Here is a 17,327-nt window from a genome sequence, read left to right on the forward strand (position 1 = left end):
ATCACGTCATAGTGACGCGCATCGATGGTCTTTGCCTTAGCCATTGCAGCGGGCCTCCAGCTTTTCGACCGCCGCGCGGGTCAGGACCAGCGTGTCGGCACGGATGATGTCATAGACATTGGCCCCGATCGCCGGCAGCGCATCGACGCCGACGATGTTGGCCGAAGCCTGAACGAAGCTCTCATGCACGGCGTCGCCGTCGATGAAGAGCGCGCGGCCGCCAAGCTCCAGCTTGCCGAGCTTGCCGGCGAGCGCCTTGGTCTTGGCATCCTTGAGCTCGAGCGTGTCGAGGACGACGAGCTTGCCGCCCTTCGCCTTGTCGCTGAGCGCCATCTTCAGGCCGAGGGTGCGGATCTTCTTGTTCAGCGAATGGCCGAAGGTGCGGGCCCGCGGGCCGTGCGCCTTGCCGCCGCCGATGAAGATCGGCGCCTTGCGATCGCCGTGACGCGCGGTGCCGCCGCCCTTCTGGCGACCGAACTTCTTGCCGGTGCGGGCGACTTCGCTGCGCTCGCGGGCGGCGCGGGCGGGGCCGCGGCGCTTCTCGAGCTGCCAGGCGACGACGCGGTGCAGGATGTCCGCACGCGCATCGACGCCGAAGACGTCGTCGTTGAGGTCGATGTCGGCGCCAGCCTTGCCATCGAGGGTCTGAACCTTGACCTTCATGATCAGGACTCCTGTGCGCCGTCGGCCGCGGGTGCTTCGACCGCTGCGTCCGCAGGGGTTTCAGCCGGGGCATTGTTGCTGTTCGCCGCGCTCTTGACGCCCGCCGGATAGGGGGCCTCGGGGTGGCGCGGCAGCTTCACCGCATCGCGGACGAGCAGCCAACCGCCCTTCGAGCCCGGGACCGAGCCCTTGACGAAGAGGAGGCCGCGCTCGGCGTCGGTGCGGACGATTTCCAGATTCTGCTGGGTGCGGTTGCGCGCGCCCATGTGGCCGGCCATCTTCTTGTTCTTGAAGACGCGGCCCGGATCCTGGCGGTTGCCGGTCGAACCATGGGCACGGTGGCTGATCGAGACGCCGTGGCTGGCGCGCATGCCGCCGAAGCCCCAGCGCTTCATCGCGCCGGCAAAGCCCTTGCCCTGCGTGACGCCCTGGATGTCGACGATCTGGCCGGCAACGAAATGATCGGCCGACAGCTCGGCGCCGACGTCGAGCGTCGCGTCGTCGGCGACGCGGAATTCGACGAGCTTCGCCTTGGGCTCGACCTCGGCCTTGCCATAGGCGCCGCGCTGCGGCTTGGCGACATTCTTCGCCTTCGCCGACCCGGCACCCAGTTGAACGGCCACATAGCCGTCGCGTTCCTTATCGCGCACGGAGACGACCTGGCAGCCTTCGAGGCTCAGGACGGTGACCGGCACGTGGCGGCCGTCGTCCTGAAACAGGCGGGTCATCCCCATTTTCTTCGCGATCACGCCAGTCCGCATGATCCATACTCCTAACAGAGGCCGGGCGGACCATTCCGCGCGGCTTGCGGGACCCCATCGGGACACGCCCCGACGGAAACCCTCCCAGCCCGAAATTTCGATGCGTCGCCCCGTCCGGGCTGAGGTGCCGCCTGCCCCGATGGGGTGGTGCGGCGAGACGGGGGACGCAGCCCGGTCTGGATGCTTCCGATGGAAGCGACCGGCGGTATCCACCCTATCGTCGGTCCGGATCGCTCCGGACGTGTGCCGGCGCCGTGGCGCCTGGCCGATAGAGACCCCGGATCGAGTCCGGGGCTGCGCTGGCTTAGGCCAGCTTGATTTCGACGTTCACGCCCGCGGCGAGGTCGAGCTTCATCAGCGCATCGACCGTCTGCGGGGTGGGCTGCACGATGTCGAGCAGCCGCTTGTGGGTGCGCACCTCGAACTGCTCGCGCGACTTCTTGTCGATGTGCGGGCCGCGGTTCACGGTGAACTTCTCGATACGCGTCGGCAGCGGGATGGGACCGCGAATGAGGGCGCCCGTCCGACGCGCCGTGTCGGCGATGTCGGTGGTGGCCTGATCGAGCACGCGGTGATCAAAGGCCTTCAAGCGAATGCGAATATTCTGCGTTTCCATGACTGTTCCAGTCGAATCCCGTCTGACGATGCGAAAGAGCAAAAACTTGGGCGAAAGAGCCGAAACGGCCTGTTCCGAGTCCCCGAGGGGAGACCGGAGAGGCCATCAAAAACCTGTAAGCTACGAGCCGCGCGACTCGTCCGAATCGCGCGGCTCGCGGCCCTATATTACTTTGTGATCGACGCCACAACCCCTGCGCCGACCGTGCGACCGCCTTCGCGGATCGCGAAGCGCAGGCCCTGGTCCATGGCGATCGGAGCGATGAGCTTGACCGACAGCTGGACGTTGTCGCCCGGCATCACCATCTCGGTGCCCTCGGGGAGGATGACCTCGCCGGTGACGTCGGTGGTGCGGAAGTAGAACTGCGGGCGATAATTGGCGAAGAACGGCGTGTGACGGCCGCCTTCGTCCTTCGACAGCACATAGACTTCCGAGGTGAACTCGGTGTGCGGGGTGATCGAGCCGGGCTTCGCGAGGACCTGGCCGCGCTCCACCTCGTCACGGCCGACGCCGCGGATCAGCGCACCGATGTTGTCGCCGGCTTCGCCCTGGTCGAGCAGCTTGCGGAACATCTCGACGCCGGTGACGGTCGTCTTCTTGGTGTCCTTGATGCCGACGATCTCGACTTCCTCGCCAACCTTGACGATGCCGGTCTCGACACGGCCGGTGACGACGGTGCCGCGGCCCGAGATCGAGAACACGTCCTCGATCGGCATCAGGAAGGGCTGGTCGACCGGACGTTCCGGCTGCGGGATCCAGCTGTCGACGGCTTCCATCAGCTTCAGGACGGCTTCCTTGCCGATGTTGTCGTCGCGGCCTTCGAGGGCGGCGAGCGCCGAACCCGCGATAATCGGAATATTGTCGCCGTCGAAGTCGCGCTTCGAAAGCTCTTCGCGGATTTCGAGCTCGACCAGCTCGAGCAGTTCGGGATCGTCGACCTGGTCGACCTTGTTCAGGAAGACGACCATGGTCGGAACGCCGACCTGCTTGGCGAGCAGGATGTGCTCCTTGGTCTGCGGCATCGGGCCGTCGGCGGCCGACACGACGAGGATCGCGCCATCCATCTGCGCGGCGCCGGTGATCATGTTCTTCACATAGTCGGCGTGGCCCGGGCAGTCGACGTGCGCATAGTGGCGCGCATCGGTCTCATACTCGATGTGCGAGGTCGAGATGGTGATGCCGCGCTCGCGCTCTTCGGGCGCCTTGTCGATGTTGGCGAAATCGACCGCAGCGCCGCCGCCACGTTCCGAAAGAACCTTCGAGATCGCCGCGGTCAGCGAGGTCTTGCCATGGTCGACGTGACCGATGGTGCCGATGTTGCAGTGCGGCTTCGTCCGCTCAAATTTAGCCTTGGCCATGTTTCTTGAACCTTCTTGTTCGCGTGTTGAGTTGATCAGTCCCGGACGAGCCTGCCTGAATCAGGCGCCGCCCTTAGTAGGTCTTGCCGTGCGAGGCAACCCCCGCACGGCCCGGCGGCCGGTCAGGCCATCTTCGCCTTCACTTCCTCGGCGACGTTCGTCGGCACTTCCTCATAGTGAGAGAATTGCATCGTGTACTGGGCACGACCCTGGGTGAAGCTGCGGAGCTGGTTGACGTAGCCGAACATGTTGGCGAGCGGCACCATCGCCTCGACCACCTGCGCGTTGCCGCGGGTGTCGGTGCCCTGGATCTGCCCGCGACGGCTGTTGAGGTCGCCGATCACGTCGCCCATGAATTCCTCGGGCGTCACCACCTCGACCTTCATCACCGGTTCGAGCAGCTTGATGCCGGCCTTCGCCGCCACCTCGCGCATCGCCGCGCGGCCGGCGATCTCGAACGCCAGCGCCGACGAGTCGACGTCGTGATAGGCGCCGTCGATCAGCTTGATGTCGAAATCGATGATCGGGAAGCCGATCATGTGGCCGTTCTCCGCCGATTCGCGGAAGCCCTTCTCGACCGCCGGGATATATTCGCGCGGAATGTTGCCGCCCTTGATCTCGTCGGTGAAGGTGACGCCGCTGCCGCGCTCGCCCGGGGTGACCTGCACCTTGACGCGGCCGAACTGGCCCGATCCGCCCGACTGCTTCTTGTGGGTGTAGTCGACCTCGACCGGCTTCGCGAGCGATTCGCGGTACGCCACCTGCGGCGCGCCGACATGCGCTTCGACCTTGAACTCGCGACGCATGCGATCGACGAGGATGTCGAGGTGAAGCTCGCCCATGCCCTTGATGATCGTCTGGCCCGATTCATGGTCGGTCGACACGCGGAAGCTCGGGTCCTCGGCGGCCAGGCGATTGAGCGCGACGCCCATCTTCTCCTGGTCGGCCTTGGTCTTGGGTTCGACCGACAGCTCGATCACCGGCTCGGGGAATTCCATGCGCTCGAGGATGATCGGCGCGTTCGAGGCGCAGATCGTGTCGCCCGTCGTGGTTTCCTTGAGGCCGGCGAGCGCGACGATGTCGCCCGCATAGGCTTCGTCGATGTCCTCGCGGCTGTTCGCATGCATCAGCAGCATGCGGCCGATCTTTTCCTTCTTGTCCTTGACCGAGTTCAGGTAGGTGCCCTTGCTCAGCGTGCCCGAATAGATGCGGGCGAAGGTCAGCGAGCCGACGAACGGATCGTTCATGATCTTGAACGCGAGCAGCGACAGCGGCGCCGAATCCGACGTCTCGCGCGTATCGGGTTCGTCGTTCGCCGGGTTGATGCCCTGGACGTCGGGAATGTCGAGCGGGCTCGGCAGATAGTCGACGACCGCGTCGAGCAGCGCCTGCACGCCCTTGTTCTTGAACGACGAGCCGCACAGCACGGGGACGAACGCCTGCGCCAGCGTGCCCTTGCGGATCAGCGCCTTCAGCGTGGCGACGTCGGGAAGCGTGCCCTCGAGATAGGCTTCCATCGCCGCATCGTCCTGTTCGACGGCCAGCTCGATCAGCTTTTCGCGATATTCGGCGGCCTTGTCCTTCAGCTCGTCGGGAATCTCGATATATTCGAACTCGGCGCCCAGGCTCTCGTCCTTCCAGACGATGCCGCGCTCTTCGACGAGGTCGACGAGGCCGATGAAGTCGCTCTCCGCGCCGATCGGCAGGTAGAGCGGCGCCGGAACCGCGCCGAGGCGGTCGATGATCGTCTGGACGCAATAATAGAAGTTCGCGCCGGTGCGGTCGAGCTTGTTGATGTAGCACATGCGCGGCACGCCGTATTTCTCGGCCTGGCGCCACACGGTTTCCGACTGCGGCTCGACGCCGGCAACGCCGTCGAACGCGGCGACCGCGCCGTCGAGGACGCGAAGCGAGCGCTCGACCTCGATGGTGAAGTCGACGTGGCCGGGGGTGTCGATGATGTTCAGCCGATGGTCGCGCCAGAAACAGGTGGTCGCGGCGGAGGTGATCGTGATGCCACGCTCCTGCTCCTGCTCCATCCAGTCCATCGTCGCGCTACCCTCGTGGGTTTCGCCGATCTTGTAGTTCTTGCCGGTGTAATAGAGGATGCGCTCGGTCGTCGTGGTCTTGCCGGCGTCGATGTGCGCCATGATACCGAAATTGCGATAGCGTTCGAGCGGATGGCTGCGGGCCATGGTCTTTTCCTTGGGTTTTGGGGGAGGCTTTCGGGCCGCCCCCGATATAGGAAGATGTGTTACGATTGCGAGACGCGCGATGCGTCCGCGTGCTTACCAGCGGTAGTGGCTGAAGGCGCGGTTGGCCTCGGCCATGCGGTGCGTGTCCTCGCGCTTCTTCACCGCGTTGCCGCGATTGTTCGACGCGTCGAGCAGCTCGCCCGACAGGCGCGCGGCCATCGTCGTCTCGCTGCGGTTGCGCGCCGCGGTGATCAGCCAGCGGATCGCCAGCGCCTGCGCGCGGTCGGGGCGGACCTCGACGGGGACCTGATAGGTCGCACCGCCGACGCGGCGGCTGCGGACCTCGATGCTCGGACGGATGTTGGCGAGCGCTTCGTGGAACACGCCGAGCGGTTCCTTCTTCGCGCGGGCCTCGACCGATTCGAGCGCGCCATAGACGATGCGTTCGGCGACGGACTTCTTGCCGTCGAGCATGACGCTGTTCATGAACTTGGACAGCACGACATCCCCGAAACGGGGATCGGGCAGGATTTCGCGACGTTCGGGACGGCGACGACGAGCCATGGGATATTCCTTTTACGATCTTTCGCTTCAAACTGTTTTCCGGCGAAAGCCGGAATCCAGGAGCGAGTTTAAACCAAACCTTGCGATCGGGGTCGGGGTCTGAATCCCGGATAAAATCGCTGATGGCGATTTTTCCAGGATGACCCGTCCCCCGGACGGGTCACTTCGGCCGCTTCGCGCCGTACTTCGAACGGCTCTGCTTGCGGTCCTTCACCCCCTGGGTGTCGAGCACGCCGCGCAGGACGTGATAGCGCACGCCGGGAAGGTCGCGCACACGGCCGCCGCGGATCAGCACGACGCTGTGTTCCTGCAGGTTGTGGCCTTCGCCGGGGATGTAGGAGATGACCTCCCGCTGGTTGGTCAGGCGAACCTTGGCCACCTTGCGGAGCGCCGAGTTCGGCTTCTTCGGGGTCGTCGTATAGACACGGGTGCAAACGCCGCGCTTCTGCGGGTTCGCTTCCATCGCCGGGACCTTGGACTTCGCCTTCTGCGGCGTCCGGCCCTTGCGGACCAGCTGGTTGATCGTGGGCATGAATGCTTCACCTTTTCGTGTCCGCATCCTTCCGTTTCAGGGGGGGGAGCGAACGGTTACTGTACCGCGGTGGATGAAGCTTCGTCCCGTCGTGAGAAAGGCCGACCTGATAACAGCAAAAGACCCCGGCGGATCGCTGCGATCTTCCGGAGGCTCCATCCGCGCCAGCAATGTTCAAGCGCTGTTGTGACTCGAAAGGACGGACATCCGCCGTTTTCGAACCGGGCGCCCCTAGCGGCGATTCCCCTGCCGGTCAAGAAGAACCGTCTTGCGCCGATCGCGTCGCTGACGGCTTGTCGGCGCGCCATTCCGCCGATAGCCCCGTCGCATGACCGCGACGCGCCACGCCAGCTTTGCCCGGCACGTCGCCGCCGACGCGCGGCTGCTGATCCTCGGCAGCCTGCCCGGCGCGCGCTCGCTGGCCGAGCGGCAATATTATGCGCATCCGACCAACCAGTTCTGGCGCCTGCTCGGCGCGGTGATCGACCGGCCGCTCGCGCTGCTGCCCTACGATCAGCGGCTCGCCGCGCTGCGCGCCGCGCACATCGGCCTGTGGGACGCGATCCACAGCGCCGAGCGGCGGACCAGCAGCGACGGCGACATCCGCGAGGCACGGCCGCACGATCTCGCCGCGCTGGTGGCAACGCTCCCCGATTTGCGCATGATCGGATTCAACGGCGGCAAGGCTGCGGCGATCGGACGGCGGCAATTGCCGCCGCTGCCCGGCGTGACGCTGATCGACCTGCCGTCGAGCAGCGCCGCCCACACCATCGGCTTCGACGCGAAGCTCGCGCGCTGGCAGGCGCTCCGCGCCGCGCTTGCCGCCGCCGCCCCGAAGCCCTAAGCGCCGCGCCATGGCCCCGCCCCCTCCTCCGCCCATCGACCATATCGACAGCTGGATCTTCGATCTCGACAACACGCTCTACCCGCCGTCGGCGAAGCTGTTCGACCTGATCGACGCGCGCATGGGCGCCTTCATCATGCGGCTGCTGGGCTGCGACGCCGCGGAGGCGCGGCGGGTGCAGAAGCTTTATTTCCACGATCACGGCACGACGATGGCGGGGCTGATGCGCCATCACGGTGTCGATCCCGAGAATTTCCTGACCGATGTCCACGCCATCGCGCTCGACCGCATCGGCCCCGACGCGCGGCTGCGCGCCGGGCTCGCGCGGCTGCCGGGGCGGCGGCTGGTGTTCACCAATGCCGATGCCGACTATGCCGCGCGCGTGCTCGACGCGCGCGGGATCGCCGACCTGTTCGACGGCATCTGCGACATCCGCGTCACCGGCTATGCGCCCAAGCCCGACACCGCCGCCTATACGGCGATGATCGGCCATCTCGGCGTCGACCCGGCGACCAGCCTGTTCGTCGAGGACATGACGCGCAACCTGACCCCGGCGAAGGCGCTGGGAATGACCACCGTGTGGCTGGACAACGGCAGCGAAAGCGGCCATCGCGACCACCGGCCGGAGCATGTCGATTTCCACGTCACCGACATCGCCGACTGGCTCGACAGCTTGCCGCAATCTTGGGGATTTTCATGACGACCGACCTGCAAAAGACGATCGAGGCCGCCTGGGATGCGCGCGACACGGTGGGTGTAACGACGCGGGGCCCGATGCGCGAAGCGGTCGAGGCGGCGCTCGGCGGGCTCGACGACGGCAGCCTGCGCGTCGCCGAGCGCGACGATGCCGGAACATGGCAGGTCAACCAGTGGCTGAAGAAGGCGGTGCTGCTCTCCTTTCGTCTCAATGACATGGCGCTGATCGAGGGCGGCCCCGGCGGTGCGACCTGGTGGGACAAGGTGCCGTCGAAATTCGCCGGCTGGGGCGACAACCGCTTCCGCGACGCGGGCTTCCGCGCGGTGCCGGGCGCGATCGTCCGCCACGGCGCGCATATCGGCAAGGGCGCGGTGCTGATGCCCAGCTTCGTCAACATCGGCGCGCGCGTCGGCGAAGGGACGATGGTCGACACCTGGGCGACGGTGGGAAGCTGCGCGCAGATCGGCGCGGGCGTCCACCTGTCGGGCGGCGCCGGGATCGGCGGCGTGCTCGAACCGCTGCAGGCCGGCCCGGTGGTGATCGAGGACGGCGCCTTCATCGGCGCCCGCGCCGAGGTTGCCGAAGGGGTGATCGTGCGCGAGGGCGCGGTGCTGTCGATGGGCGTCTACCTCGGCGCATCGACCAAGATCGTCGACCGCGCGACGGGCGAGGTTTTCGTCGGCGAGGTGCCCGCCTATGCGGTGGTCGTCCCCGGCTCGCTGCCCGGCAAGCCGCTTCCCGACGGCAGCCCGGGTCCGTCGCTCTATTGCGCGGTGATCGTCAAGCGTGTCGATGCGCAGACGCGCGCCAAGACCGCCATCAACGAGCTGCTGCGCGACTGACGCCGTACCGCTCCGCCCGCCGCCCGTCGACGCCCGATGGGCGTTGGTAGACAAGCGCGTGCACCCTCCCTATTGCGAACTATTCGCATGAAGCGCGCGACCTCCTCGTCGAGGGCTGCGACGGGGGAGGAAAAGTGCCAGCCTGGATTCGCATCTCTTCGATCGCCGTGACGGCGTCGTTGTCCGCCCTGCCCGCCGCCGCGCAGGAGGTGACGGGCGACGACCCGCCGCCGATCGCCACGCCCGTCGCGGGCGCGCAGCGCTACACGCCCGGCGATCTCGCCCGGTTCGCACCGCGCACCGCGCTCGACATGGTCGAGAAGGTTCCCGGCTTCCTGATCGTCACCGGCACCAACGGTGGCGAGCGCGGGCTGGGGCAGGCGACCGAGAATGTGCTGATCGACGGCGAGCGGATCGCCAGCAAGGCGACCGACGCGCGCACCGCGCTGGCGCGCATCGCCGCCAGCGATGTCGCGCATATCGACATCGTCGACGGCGCCAGCCTGAACGTGCCGGGGCTGACCGGACAGGTCGCCAATGTCGTCCTCGTCGCCGGCCGCCAAGGCGGCGGCGGCTTCAAGACGACGCTGCGCTGGCAACCCGAATGGCGGTCGCGGCTCGCGAACAACTGGCTGAACGGCGAGATTTCGACCACCGGGCGGATCGGCGGCACCGGCGTGACGCTGAGCCTGAAGAACGAGGCGACGCGGCAGGGGCATTGGGGGCCGGAGCGCGTGTTCGACGGCGCCGGCGCCCTGCGCTTCGTGCGCGACGAGCATGCCAGCTATTATAACGATCCGCCGCGCCTGTCGGCGGCGCTGACGCGCACGACGGCGAACGGCAACAAGTGGAACGCCAGCGTCGGCGGGCAATTGCAGCGGATCGACAACCGCACCCGCGGCGAATCGGTCCAGCCGGGCATCGGCCGGGTCGACGAGCTGTTCACCGTGACCGAGGACGAATATAACTACGACATCGGCGGCGATTACGAACTCGGTCTCGCCGGCGGGCGGCTCAAGCTGATCGCCCTCTACCGGTTCGAGCACAGCCCCTTCGTCGATACCTTCATCGTCGATCGCGCGGTGGGCGGGCGCAGCGGCGAACGCTTCAGCCAGACCGCCGACGAAGGCGAATCGATCCTGCGCGGCGAATATGGCTGGCGCACCGCCGGCGGCACCGACTGGCAGGTCGCGCTCGAAGGCGCCTACAACACGCTCGACGTCGATGCCGAATATGCGCTGCTCCAGGCCGACGGCAGCTTCCTTCCCGTCGCCTTCGGCGGCGAGCGGACCGAGGTCGAGGAAAGACGCGCCGAAGCGTCGCTGACCTGGGGCCGGGCGCTGGCGCCCAACCTGACCGCGCAGCTCAACCTCGCCGCCGAATATAGCGAACTGACCTCGTCGGGGCCGGGCGGGCTGACGCGGCGCTTCGTCCGGCCGAAGGGCAAATTCGCGCTCGCGTGGAAGGTCGGGCCGGCGACGACGATCAACTGGCTGCTCCAGCGCCGCGTCGACCAGCTCGACTTCTTCGATTTCGCCAGCTCGGTCGACGTCGCGAACAATCAGGGGAACACGGGCAACGGCGAACTCGTCCCGCCGATCGTCAACCGCACCGAGCTGGAAGTGGTGCAGGACATGGGTCGCTGGGGCCATGCGTCGATCGCTCTCGCCTATGCCTATGCGCAGGATCTGGTCGACCAGATCCCGCTGTCGCCGACCGAGGAGGGGCGCGGCAACCTGCCGCCCGCGCATCTCTATCGCATCACGACCAAGGGGACGCTGCTGCTCGATCCGCTGGGGTGGCGCGGCGCGCGGATCAACGCCGACGTCACCTGGCGGCGCAACCGCGTGCGCGACCCGCTGACCGGCGCGTGGCGAGAGCAGAGCTTCGGGCAGGATTATATCGCCGACCTCAGCCTGCGCCACGATGTGCCGGGAACCGATTTCGCCTGGGGCGGCGGCTATTCGGACGAGCGCCTCAGCCCCGGATTCCGGCTCGATACGATCCGGCGCGAATATACCGCCGGCCCGTTCGTCACCGCCTTCGTCGAGCACAAGAATGTCGCGGGCTTCACCGTCAAGCTGTCCTACCGCAATCTCGCGGAGCAGAAGGACGGCTACGACCGCACCGTCTTCGTCGGCCGGCGCGACGGCCCCGTCGCCTTCGGCGAAAGCCGGCGCCGCGCCTATGGCCGCTATTTCCAGCTCACCGTGACGGGCCAGATATGATCCGTCCCGTTCGCGGCGCGGGGCCGGCTCAGCGCTCGCTCAGATAATAGCGTTCGCCCGGCGTCAGGTCGGCCGCCAGATCATAGACGATCGGCTGGCCGGTCGGGATTTCGAGGCCGGTGATGTCGGCGTCCGAAATGCCCGACAGATGCTTGACCAGCGCGCGCAGGCTGTTGCCGTGCGCCGAGACCAGCACCGTCTTTCCGGCCTTGAGTTCGGGCACGATCGCGCTTTCGTGATAGGGCAGGACGCGCGCGATCGTATCCTTCAGGCTTTCGGTCGCGGGCACCGCGATCCCGGCATAGCGCGGATCGTGCGACAGGTCCCACGGCGAGCCCGGGTCGAGCGGCGGCGGCGGGACATCGAAGCTGCGGCGCCAGATCTTCACCTGATCGTCGCCGTGCTTCGCCGCGGTCTCGGCCTTGTCGAGCCCGGTCAGCCCGCCATAGTGGCGCTCGTTGAGGTGCCAGTCCTTGGTGACCGGCAGCCACAGCCGCCCCATCGCCTCGAGCGCGAGGTTCATCGTCTTGATCGCGCGCGTCTGGACCGAGGTGAAGCCGACGTCGGGCGCGATGCCCTTCGCCTTCATCAGCTCGCCCGCCGCCCACGCCTCGGCCGCGCCCTTTTCGGTCACATCGACATCCCACCAGCCGGTGAAGCGGTTTTCGAGGTTCCACTGCGACTGGCCGTGACGGATGAGGATGAGCTGCGGCATGGTCTGTCCTTCGGCTGGAGGGGATTCGCGGCCCCCTTAGCGCGGCTTTTCGCGGAACGCCAATGCCCCCTTGAAATGGTTTCGGCCGTTACCAGATTGATCGCATCCGGTCGCCGGAACGGGACCGGACGGTGGCCGCGGCGGGTTTTGCCGCAGCCCCATGACTTCGCTTGGAAAGGAAGGAATGACCCATGCGCAACAGCTTTGACTGGACCCCCTATCGCCGCTCGACCGTCGGTTTCGACCGGCTGTTCGATTTCCTCGAGAACAGCGGCTCGGCGGAGAATTATCCGCCCTTCGACATCGAGAAGGTCGCCGACGATCATTTCCGCATCACCATCGCGGTCGCCGGCTTCAAGGAAGACGAGATCGACATCACCGCGCAGCAGAACATGCTGGCGATCACCGGCCGCAAGGCGCCGACCAGGGAAGGCGAGGAGCGCAGGCTGCTCTACAGCGGCATCGCGACACGCGCCTTCGAGCGCCGCTTCCAGCTCGCCGACTTCGTGCGGGTGGACCGTGCCGACCTCGCCGACGGGCTGCTGACCATCGACCTGGTGCGCGAGGTGCCCGAGGCGATGAAGCCGCACAAGATCGCGATCGGCGACAGCAAGCCGACGCTGGTCGAGGACGGCAGCAAGCAGGCGGCCTGACCCGCCCGCTCATACCCTTGTGCCCCCTCCCTCTCGGGGCATGACGAACGGGGCCCGGAAGACCGGGCCCCGTTTTCACATCTACAGCATCCGGTCGAGCGTCTCGAGGCAGGCGCGCGCCAGCAGCTTGGACCGGTCGGGCGACCAGCCCTGCACCGGGTCGGGCAGGTCGCGGTTGTCCTTGAACGGCATCTCGATCGTCATCGACACCGCGCCATGGCGTTCGGCGAGCTGGGTCGTCGACATCGACAGATTCGCCTGCCCCGGCGCCGAACTCTCATACCCCAGTTCGGTCTGGAAATCGGGCGTCGCGGCGGCGAGCGCGGCCTGGAAGGCGAGGAATTTTTCCTGCTGTTCGGGCTTCAGCGACGGAATGCCCTCGAACCCCGCGAGGAAGACCGCGGGAATCGCCTCGTCGCCATGGACGTCCATCGCCCAGTCGACCCCCGATTCGTCCATCGCATTGCGGACGCACAGCACCTCGGGGCTGCGTTCGGCGGACGGCGCGTGCCATTCGCGGTTGAGGTTCACCCCGGCATGGTTGGTGCGCAGGTGGCCGCGGCGCGAGCCGTCGGGATTCATGTTGGGCACGATGTGGAAACGGCACTTGCGCCGCAGCGAGCGGCCGTGCGGGTCGGCGGGATCGGTGAGCATGTCGAGCGCGCCCTCCATCCACCATTCGGCCATGCTCTCGCCCGGATGCTGGCGCGCATAGAGCCAGACCTGCACCGGCCCCTCGCCCATTTCGAGGCAGTCGATCGGCTGCCCCTCCAGGCTGGTGCCGAGGCAGCGATAGGCGACGCCTTCGCATTCGGCGGCCGAGGCGATCAGGTCGTGGTGCCGCTCCATCGAATAGGGCGCGAAATAGGCGATCCACAGCAAGGGCCCCTCGGCCGTGTGGCGGATCGTCAGCGTCCCCGCATCATAGCCGGTATCGAGCCGGAACCAATGCTCGCGGTCATAGCTCGCGCAGGCGGCATAGCCCGGCCAGCCGTCGGGATAGGCCGAATCGGCCAGGCCGGTGATCGCCAGGTCGAGCGCATCGCCCGCGGCGCAGGCGACGCGGAAATGGAACCACTGGAAAAAGTCGGACTCGCGATCCTTGCGAATCGAGAGGCGGGCGGACGTGCCGGCGAGCGACTCCACGACGATATTGCCGCTGTCGAAAGCGGCGTTGATGCTGATGGTCATGGCACCGTGATAGTGCGTCCCGATTCGCCGGGGAACCCCCTGAATAGGGCCTCCGCCAGTTTGGCCGCGGCAAGCGACGGCTGCGCCGCGGGCGCCTTCACCGGCACCGCGGTCAGCGCGCGCCCTTCCCACAAGGCCTGCCCGCTCGCCCCGTCGTCGATGCGCACGCTGAGCTGCAGATCCTGCATCTGCCGCGCGCCCCCGCCGAGGTTCAGGCCGATGCCCAGCCCGACGCCCGAGCCGTAGCTGCCCGTCGAGCCGCCGACGCCGACCGACACCGGCGACCGCTTGCCCGCGGTCTGCCGGTCGCTGCGGTCGAAGCCGATGCGGACCTTCAGCGGCGCGGCCGCACCCGAATCGGCCGCGACCAGCCCCAGAAGCTCCAATTGCCGCTCGACCGCGGTGCGATAGCTCGCCCATTCGAGCGACGGCTGCGCCGAACCGATCGTCGCCGCCGGATCGCCGAGCGGCGCGGGATCGACGGCATAGCGCGTCCCCGGCGCCCAGCCGGCGGCGGCATTGGCGTGAAAGCGGGTGACCTCGACCGGCGGCACCGCCGTTGCGCAGCCACCGAGAGCAAGCGCCGCTGCGGTCAGCAGGGCGACGGAAGAAAGACGCGTCATCGCCGCACCATGCGCGATGAAACATGGCTTGGCAATGAACGGCGCGCAGCGGTGGACGGCCGGATCGAATATGGCCGCAAAGACCCCTCTCCCCTCCCGCAAGCGGGAAGGGCAGCGAGGCTTGCGAACTCGTTCGCTAGCCGCAGCGGGGTGGGCCTTGGTCTCGCCGCCGGCCACCCCCGACCCCTCCCGCAAGCGGGAGGGGAGAAGACGGCCGCATCGAACCCGAACGGACCCGCTGCCCATGCAGCGGCGCCCGGTCCGTCTCAGCGATAGAAGATGTGATTGTCGATCGCGGCGATGCGCGTCTTGCGCCAGCCAGGTGAAACGTGGCGCGCGTGGAAGAAGAGCGCGCCCGGCGCGCGGTTCGACCAGCTGCCGTCGCGGGCGATCTGCGCGATCGCGACCGCGTTCGCCCATTGCGCGCCTTCGCGGATCTTCGGCATCCGGCCGCCGCGGACGAAGCTGAACTGGCTCTTCTGATGGACGACGCCGCACAGGCTGGTCGGGAAACGGCCCGACTTGGCGCGGTTGATCACGACATGCGCGACCGCGAGCTGGCCGGCGAGCGATTCGCCGCGCGATTCGAAATAGACCGCCCCGGCAAGGCAGCGCAGTTCGGGATCGAGCTCGGCCGGGCGCGGCGTCGCCGCGACCAGCGCGGCGAGCGAATCGGCCTGCGGCGCCGGCTCGTCCTGTTCGTCGATCGTCTCGGGGGCTTCGACCGGAGAAACCGGATCGGTCGAAGCTGTCGCCATCTCCGCTTCCGGCGCATCGGCGGCGGGCAGGGTGATGGCGGGCGGGCTCGCGTCGGCGATCAGGTCGCTCGCGAAACCCGGTTCGGCCAGAACCAGCATGGCAAGGGCGGTCATGCCCACGGCGGCCGTGCTGGCGGCGTTCAGAATGCGACTCATAAGGTCCGTCAAAAGGGCGGCTGAGGAACCGAACCATGACAAACAGGTGGGGGGTCATCGACCCGATACCGCCTGCGGTCCTCATCCGACTGCGTGTCCGAACCGTTCGACCGGGCGCGCCGGACAAACCGATGCAACCCGCGGGACGACCTACGCGTTAAACGTGCGGGCGACCTATTGTGCGGTGCAACAGAGTCAAGTTAACGCGCCCCACTCCGCGACGAGTCGTGGCGCATCCGCGATATCCAGTTCGACGATCCACAGGTCGGGATCGGCCTTTCGCCGCCGCTCGCAATAGTTTTCGCGGTCTTCACCATCGGCCGGTCCGACCGCTTCCCAGCGATAGCCGCCATCGAGCGCGAAGCGCCGTTCGAGCAGCGGGCCCGGCCGGCCGCGATCGCTGCACTGGACCAGGATCGCCCCCGCATCGGCATCGCCGCGCGCGAGGACGGCCGCGAAACCGCCCGCCGCCTGCGCCTCGCGCAGCAGCAGGTCGACGAGGAAGCGGCTTTTCAGCCGCGGCATCGGATCGGCCGGGAACGATAGCGGGCGCCGCCGGATGCCGCCGGTTTCTGGCAAGGAAACGTTCCCAGGCGAAAGCCGGGGTCCACGTATCGCAGCACGACATCGACCGGATTCCGGCCTTCGCCGGGAAGCACGCGCTTGCGGGCCCGCAAGCCGTATGGGCCGGCGCCGACGGCGTCAGGCCGCGTCGCGCGTTTCGGTGTCGGCGAGCAGCGCATAGAGCGCTTCGTCATTCTTGGCGCCGCGCAGCCGTTCGGCGACCTTTTCGTCGCGCAGCATCCGCGACACGCCCGCCAGCGCCTTCAGATGATCGGCGCCGGCGTCGAGCGGCGACAGCAGCACGAACAGCAGGTCGACGGGCAGGCCGTCGACCGACTGGAAATCGATCGGCCGCGCGAGTTGCAGGAACAGGCCGCGCACCCCCGACAGGTCGGCCAGCTTGGCGTGCGGCAGCGCGATGCCGCGCCCGAAGCCGGTCGAGCCGAGCCGTTCGCGTTCGAGCAGCGCTTCGCTCACCTCGCCGGCGTCGAGCCCGAGCGCGCGGCTCGCAAGATCGCCGATGTAGGGAAAAAGCGCCTTCTTCGAATCGAGCTGGACGTGCGCGCGCACCGTCGCGGGATAAAGAAGGGAAGAAAGGTTCATCGGTCTTGTCAAATCTGCATGGTCGCGGGGCAACGCCGTCCCGCCGTCCTGATGGCAACGATCACGGATCGGTCGTAAGGCCCCGCCATCCGGGTTCAGGGCTTCGTTGGGCGCGGCCCTTAGGCCGGATGGCGGAGAAAATCCAGCCCCTATTGCGGTTCGACCCATCCGATCGTGCCGTCGGAGCGGCGATAGACCATGTTGTAGGTGTCGGTCCGGCTGTTGAGGAACAGCAGCGCATTGGTGTTGCGAAGGTCGAGCATCATCACCGCGTCCGACACGCTGCTGGTCGGCACGTCGACGCGCGTTTCGGCGATGATCGCCGGGGCGTCGCCCGCTTCCTCCTCCTCGCTGCCGGCCTCGAACACGGTGTAGCCGGCATTGCCCCGGATCTCGTCGAGGGTCGGCGACGGCTGCGTCGGCGTGCCGCGATCCTTGAGCCGTCGCATATAGCGCCTCAACTGCTTCTCGATGCGCTCGGCCGCATTCTCGAACGCGACATGCGCATCCTGCGCCTGTCCATGACCTTTCAGGACCAGCCCCTGCATCACATGCGCGACGATGTCGCACTGGAAGCTGTCGTGCGGCCCCTTGCCGAAAATCGCATGCGCGCCGATCGCTCGAGAGAAATATTTGTCGGCAATCGCGTTCATCCGGTCCGAAACACGCGCTTGCAGCGCTTCACCGGTTTCGATCTGGTGGCCAGAGACGCGGATTTCCATCTTTCTTCTCCTTCCAGTGTCGGTGACGGCGCTGGGAGCCGC

Annotated in this window: 19 protein-coding genes; 5 read left to right on the top strand and 14 right to left on the bottom strand. The window is 67.2% G+C overall.

The genetic code is table 11. The features are described 5' to 3' along the window. Positions 1–36: 36 nt before the first annotated feature. From rplD to rpsL, 7 genes are all read right to left on the bottom strand, one after another. Complete coding sequence (gene rplD, locus ABS88_RS14670; protein ID WP_067108779.1) at positions 37–663, bottom strand: 50S ribosomal protein L4; 627 nt, start codon at positions 661–663, stop codon at positions 37–39. 2 nt (positions 664–665) lie between these two features. Continuing rightward, the gene (rplC, locus tag ABS88_RS14675; RefSeq protein ID WP_067108780.1) at positions 666–1,424 is read right to left on the bottom strand and encodes a 50S ribosomal protein L3; all 759 of its coding nucleotides are present in this window, start codon (positions 1,422–1,424) and stop codon (positions 666–668) included. A 304-nt stretch (positions 1,425–1,728) separates the two neighbouring features. Continuing rightward, a complete protein-coding gene (gene rpsJ / locus ABS88_RS14680) occupies positions 1,729–2,040 on the bottom strand; it encodes a 30S ribosomal protein S10 (RefSeq protein WP_011543089.1) in 312 nt (103 codons plus the stop codon). Positions 2,041–2,207: 167 nt separating this feature from the next. Continuing rightward, on the bottom strand, positions 2,208–3,398 hold the full coding sequence (tuf, locus tag ABS88_RS14685) for an elongation factor Tu (RefSeq protein ID WP_067108781.1): 1,191 nt from the start codon (positions 3,396–3,398) through the stop codon (positions 2,208–2,210). A gap of 122 nt (positions 3,399–3,520) precedes the next feature. Further along, entirely contained in the window at positions 3,521–5,593 is a 2,073-nt protein-coding gene (gene fusA, locus ABS88_RS14690; RefSeq protein WP_076073399.1) for an elongation factor G, read from the bottom strand. A 93-nt stretch (positions 5,594–5,686) separates the two neighbouring features. After that, complete coding sequence (gene rpsG, locus ABS88_RS14695; protein ID WP_067108789.1) at positions 5,687–6,157, bottom strand: 30S ribosomal protein S7; 471 nt, start codon at positions 6,155–6,157, stop codon at positions 5,687–5,689. Positions 6,158–6,317: 160 nt separating this feature from the next. Then, entirely contained in the window at positions 6,318–6,689 is a 372-nt protein-coding gene (rpsL, locus tag ABS88_RS14700) for a 30S ribosomal protein S12 (protein ID WP_067108793.1), read from the bottom strand. A gap of 328 nt (positions 6,690–7,017) precedes the next feature. Between rpsL and ABS88_RS14705 the strand changes: the two genes are divergently transcribed. From ABS88_RS14705 to ABS88_RS14720, 4 genes are all read left to right on the top strand, one after another. Next, positions 7,018–7,533, top strand: a complete 516-nt coding sequence (locus ABS88_RS14705) for a DNA-deoxyinosine glycosylase (protein WP_286750044.1) — start codon at positions 7,018–7,020, stop codon at positions 7,531–7,533. A 10-nt stretch (positions 7,534–7,543) separates the two neighbouring features. Beyond that, positions 7,544–8,233 (top strand): pyrimidine 5'-nucleotidase, encoded by a 690-nt coding sequence (locus ABS88_RS14710; protein WP_076073397.1) that lies wholly within the window; start codon positions 7,544–7,546, stop codon positions 8,231–8,233. Then, complete coding sequence (dapD, locus tag ABS88_RS14715; protein ID WP_076073396.1) at positions 8,230–9,072, top strand: 2,3,4,5-tetrahydropyridine-2,6-dicarboxylate N-succinyltransferase; 843 nt, start codon at positions 8,230–8,232, stop codon at positions 9,070–9,072. The genes ABS88_RS14710 and dapD overlap by 4 nt, the downstream gene beginning before the upstream one ends. Before the next feature lie 134 nt (positions 9,073–9,206). Next, positions 9,207–11,300 (top strand): TonB-dependent receptor, encoded by a 2,094-nt coding sequence (locus ABS88_RS14720; RefSeq protein ID WP_104960205.1) that lies wholly within the window; start codon positions 9,207–9,209, stop codon positions 11,298–11,300. A gap of 28 nt (positions 11,301–11,328) precedes the next feature. On the opposite strand, the gene gpmA is transcribed toward ABS88_RS14720, so the two are convergent. Beyond that, entirely contained in the window at positions 11,329–12,015 is a 687-nt protein-coding gene (gpmA, locus tag ABS88_RS14725; RefSeq protein WP_076073394.1) for a 2,3-diphosphoglycerate-dependent phosphoglycerate mutase, read from the bottom strand. A 191-nt stretch (positions 12,016–12,206) separates the two neighbouring features. On the opposite strand from gpmA, the gene ABS88_RS14730 reads away from it, so the two are divergent. Beyond that, positions 12,207–12,668, top strand: a complete 462-nt coding sequence (locus ABS88_RS14730) for an Hsp20 family protein (RefSeq protein WP_076073393.1) — start codon at positions 12,207–12,209, stop codon at positions 12,666–12,668. 81 nt (positions 12,669–12,749) lie between these two features. On the opposite strand, the gene ABS88_RS14735 is transcribed toward ABS88_RS14730, so the two are convergent. The 6 genes from ABS88_RS14735 to hpf all read right to left on the bottom strand — a co-directional run bounded on the left by ABS88_RS14735 (position 12,750) and on the right by hpf (position 17,285). Next, the gene (locus ABS88_RS14735) at positions 12,750–13,859 is read right to left on the bottom strand and encodes a M14 family metallopeptidase (RefSeq protein ID WP_104960204.1); all 1,110 of its coding nucleotides are present in this window, start codon (positions 13,857–13,859) and stop codon (positions 12,750–12,752) included. Continuing rightward, positions 13,856–14,482 (bottom strand): DUF4136 domain-containing protein, encoded by a 627-nt coding sequence (locus ABS88_RS14740; protein WP_076073392.1) that lies wholly within the window; start codon positions 14,480–14,482, stop codon positions 13,856–13,858. The genes ABS88_RS14735 and ABS88_RS14740 overlap by 4 nt, the downstream gene beginning before the upstream one ends. A 266-nt stretch (positions 14,483–14,748) precedes the next feature. Beyond that, a complete protein-coding gene (locus ABS88_RS14745; RefSeq protein WP_104960203.1) occupies positions 14,749–15,396 on the bottom strand; it encodes a cell wall hydrolase in 648 nt (215 codons plus the stop codon). 195 nt (positions 15,397–15,591) lie between these two features. Further along, positions 15,592–15,975, bottom strand: a complete 384-nt coding sequence (locus ABS88_RS14750; RefSeq protein WP_324787689.1) for a DUF1491 family protein — start codon at positions 15,973–15,975, stop codon at positions 15,592–15,594. A 123-nt stretch (positions 15,976–16,098) separates the two neighbouring features. Next, positions 16,099–16,563 carry a PTS sugar transporter subunit IIA gene (locus tag ABS88_RS14755; RefSeq protein WP_067108822.1) on the bottom strand — a complete coding sequence of 155 codons (465 nt, stop codon included), beginning with the start codon at positions 16,561–16,563 and terminating at the stop codon, positions 16,099–16,101. 149 nt (positions 16,564–16,712) lie between these two features. Further along, positions 16,713–17,285 carry a ribosome hibernation-promoting factor, HPF/YfiA family gene (gene hpf / locus ABS88_RS14760; RefSeq protein ID WP_067108823.1) on the bottom strand — a complete coding sequence of 191 codons (573 nt, stop codon included), beginning with the start codon at positions 17,283–17,285 and terminating at the stop codon, positions 16,713–16,715. Positions 17,286–17,327 lie beyond the last annotated feature (42 nt).

The sequence above is a fragment of the Sphingopyxis sp. SCN 67-31 genome (genome assembly GCF_001725095.1).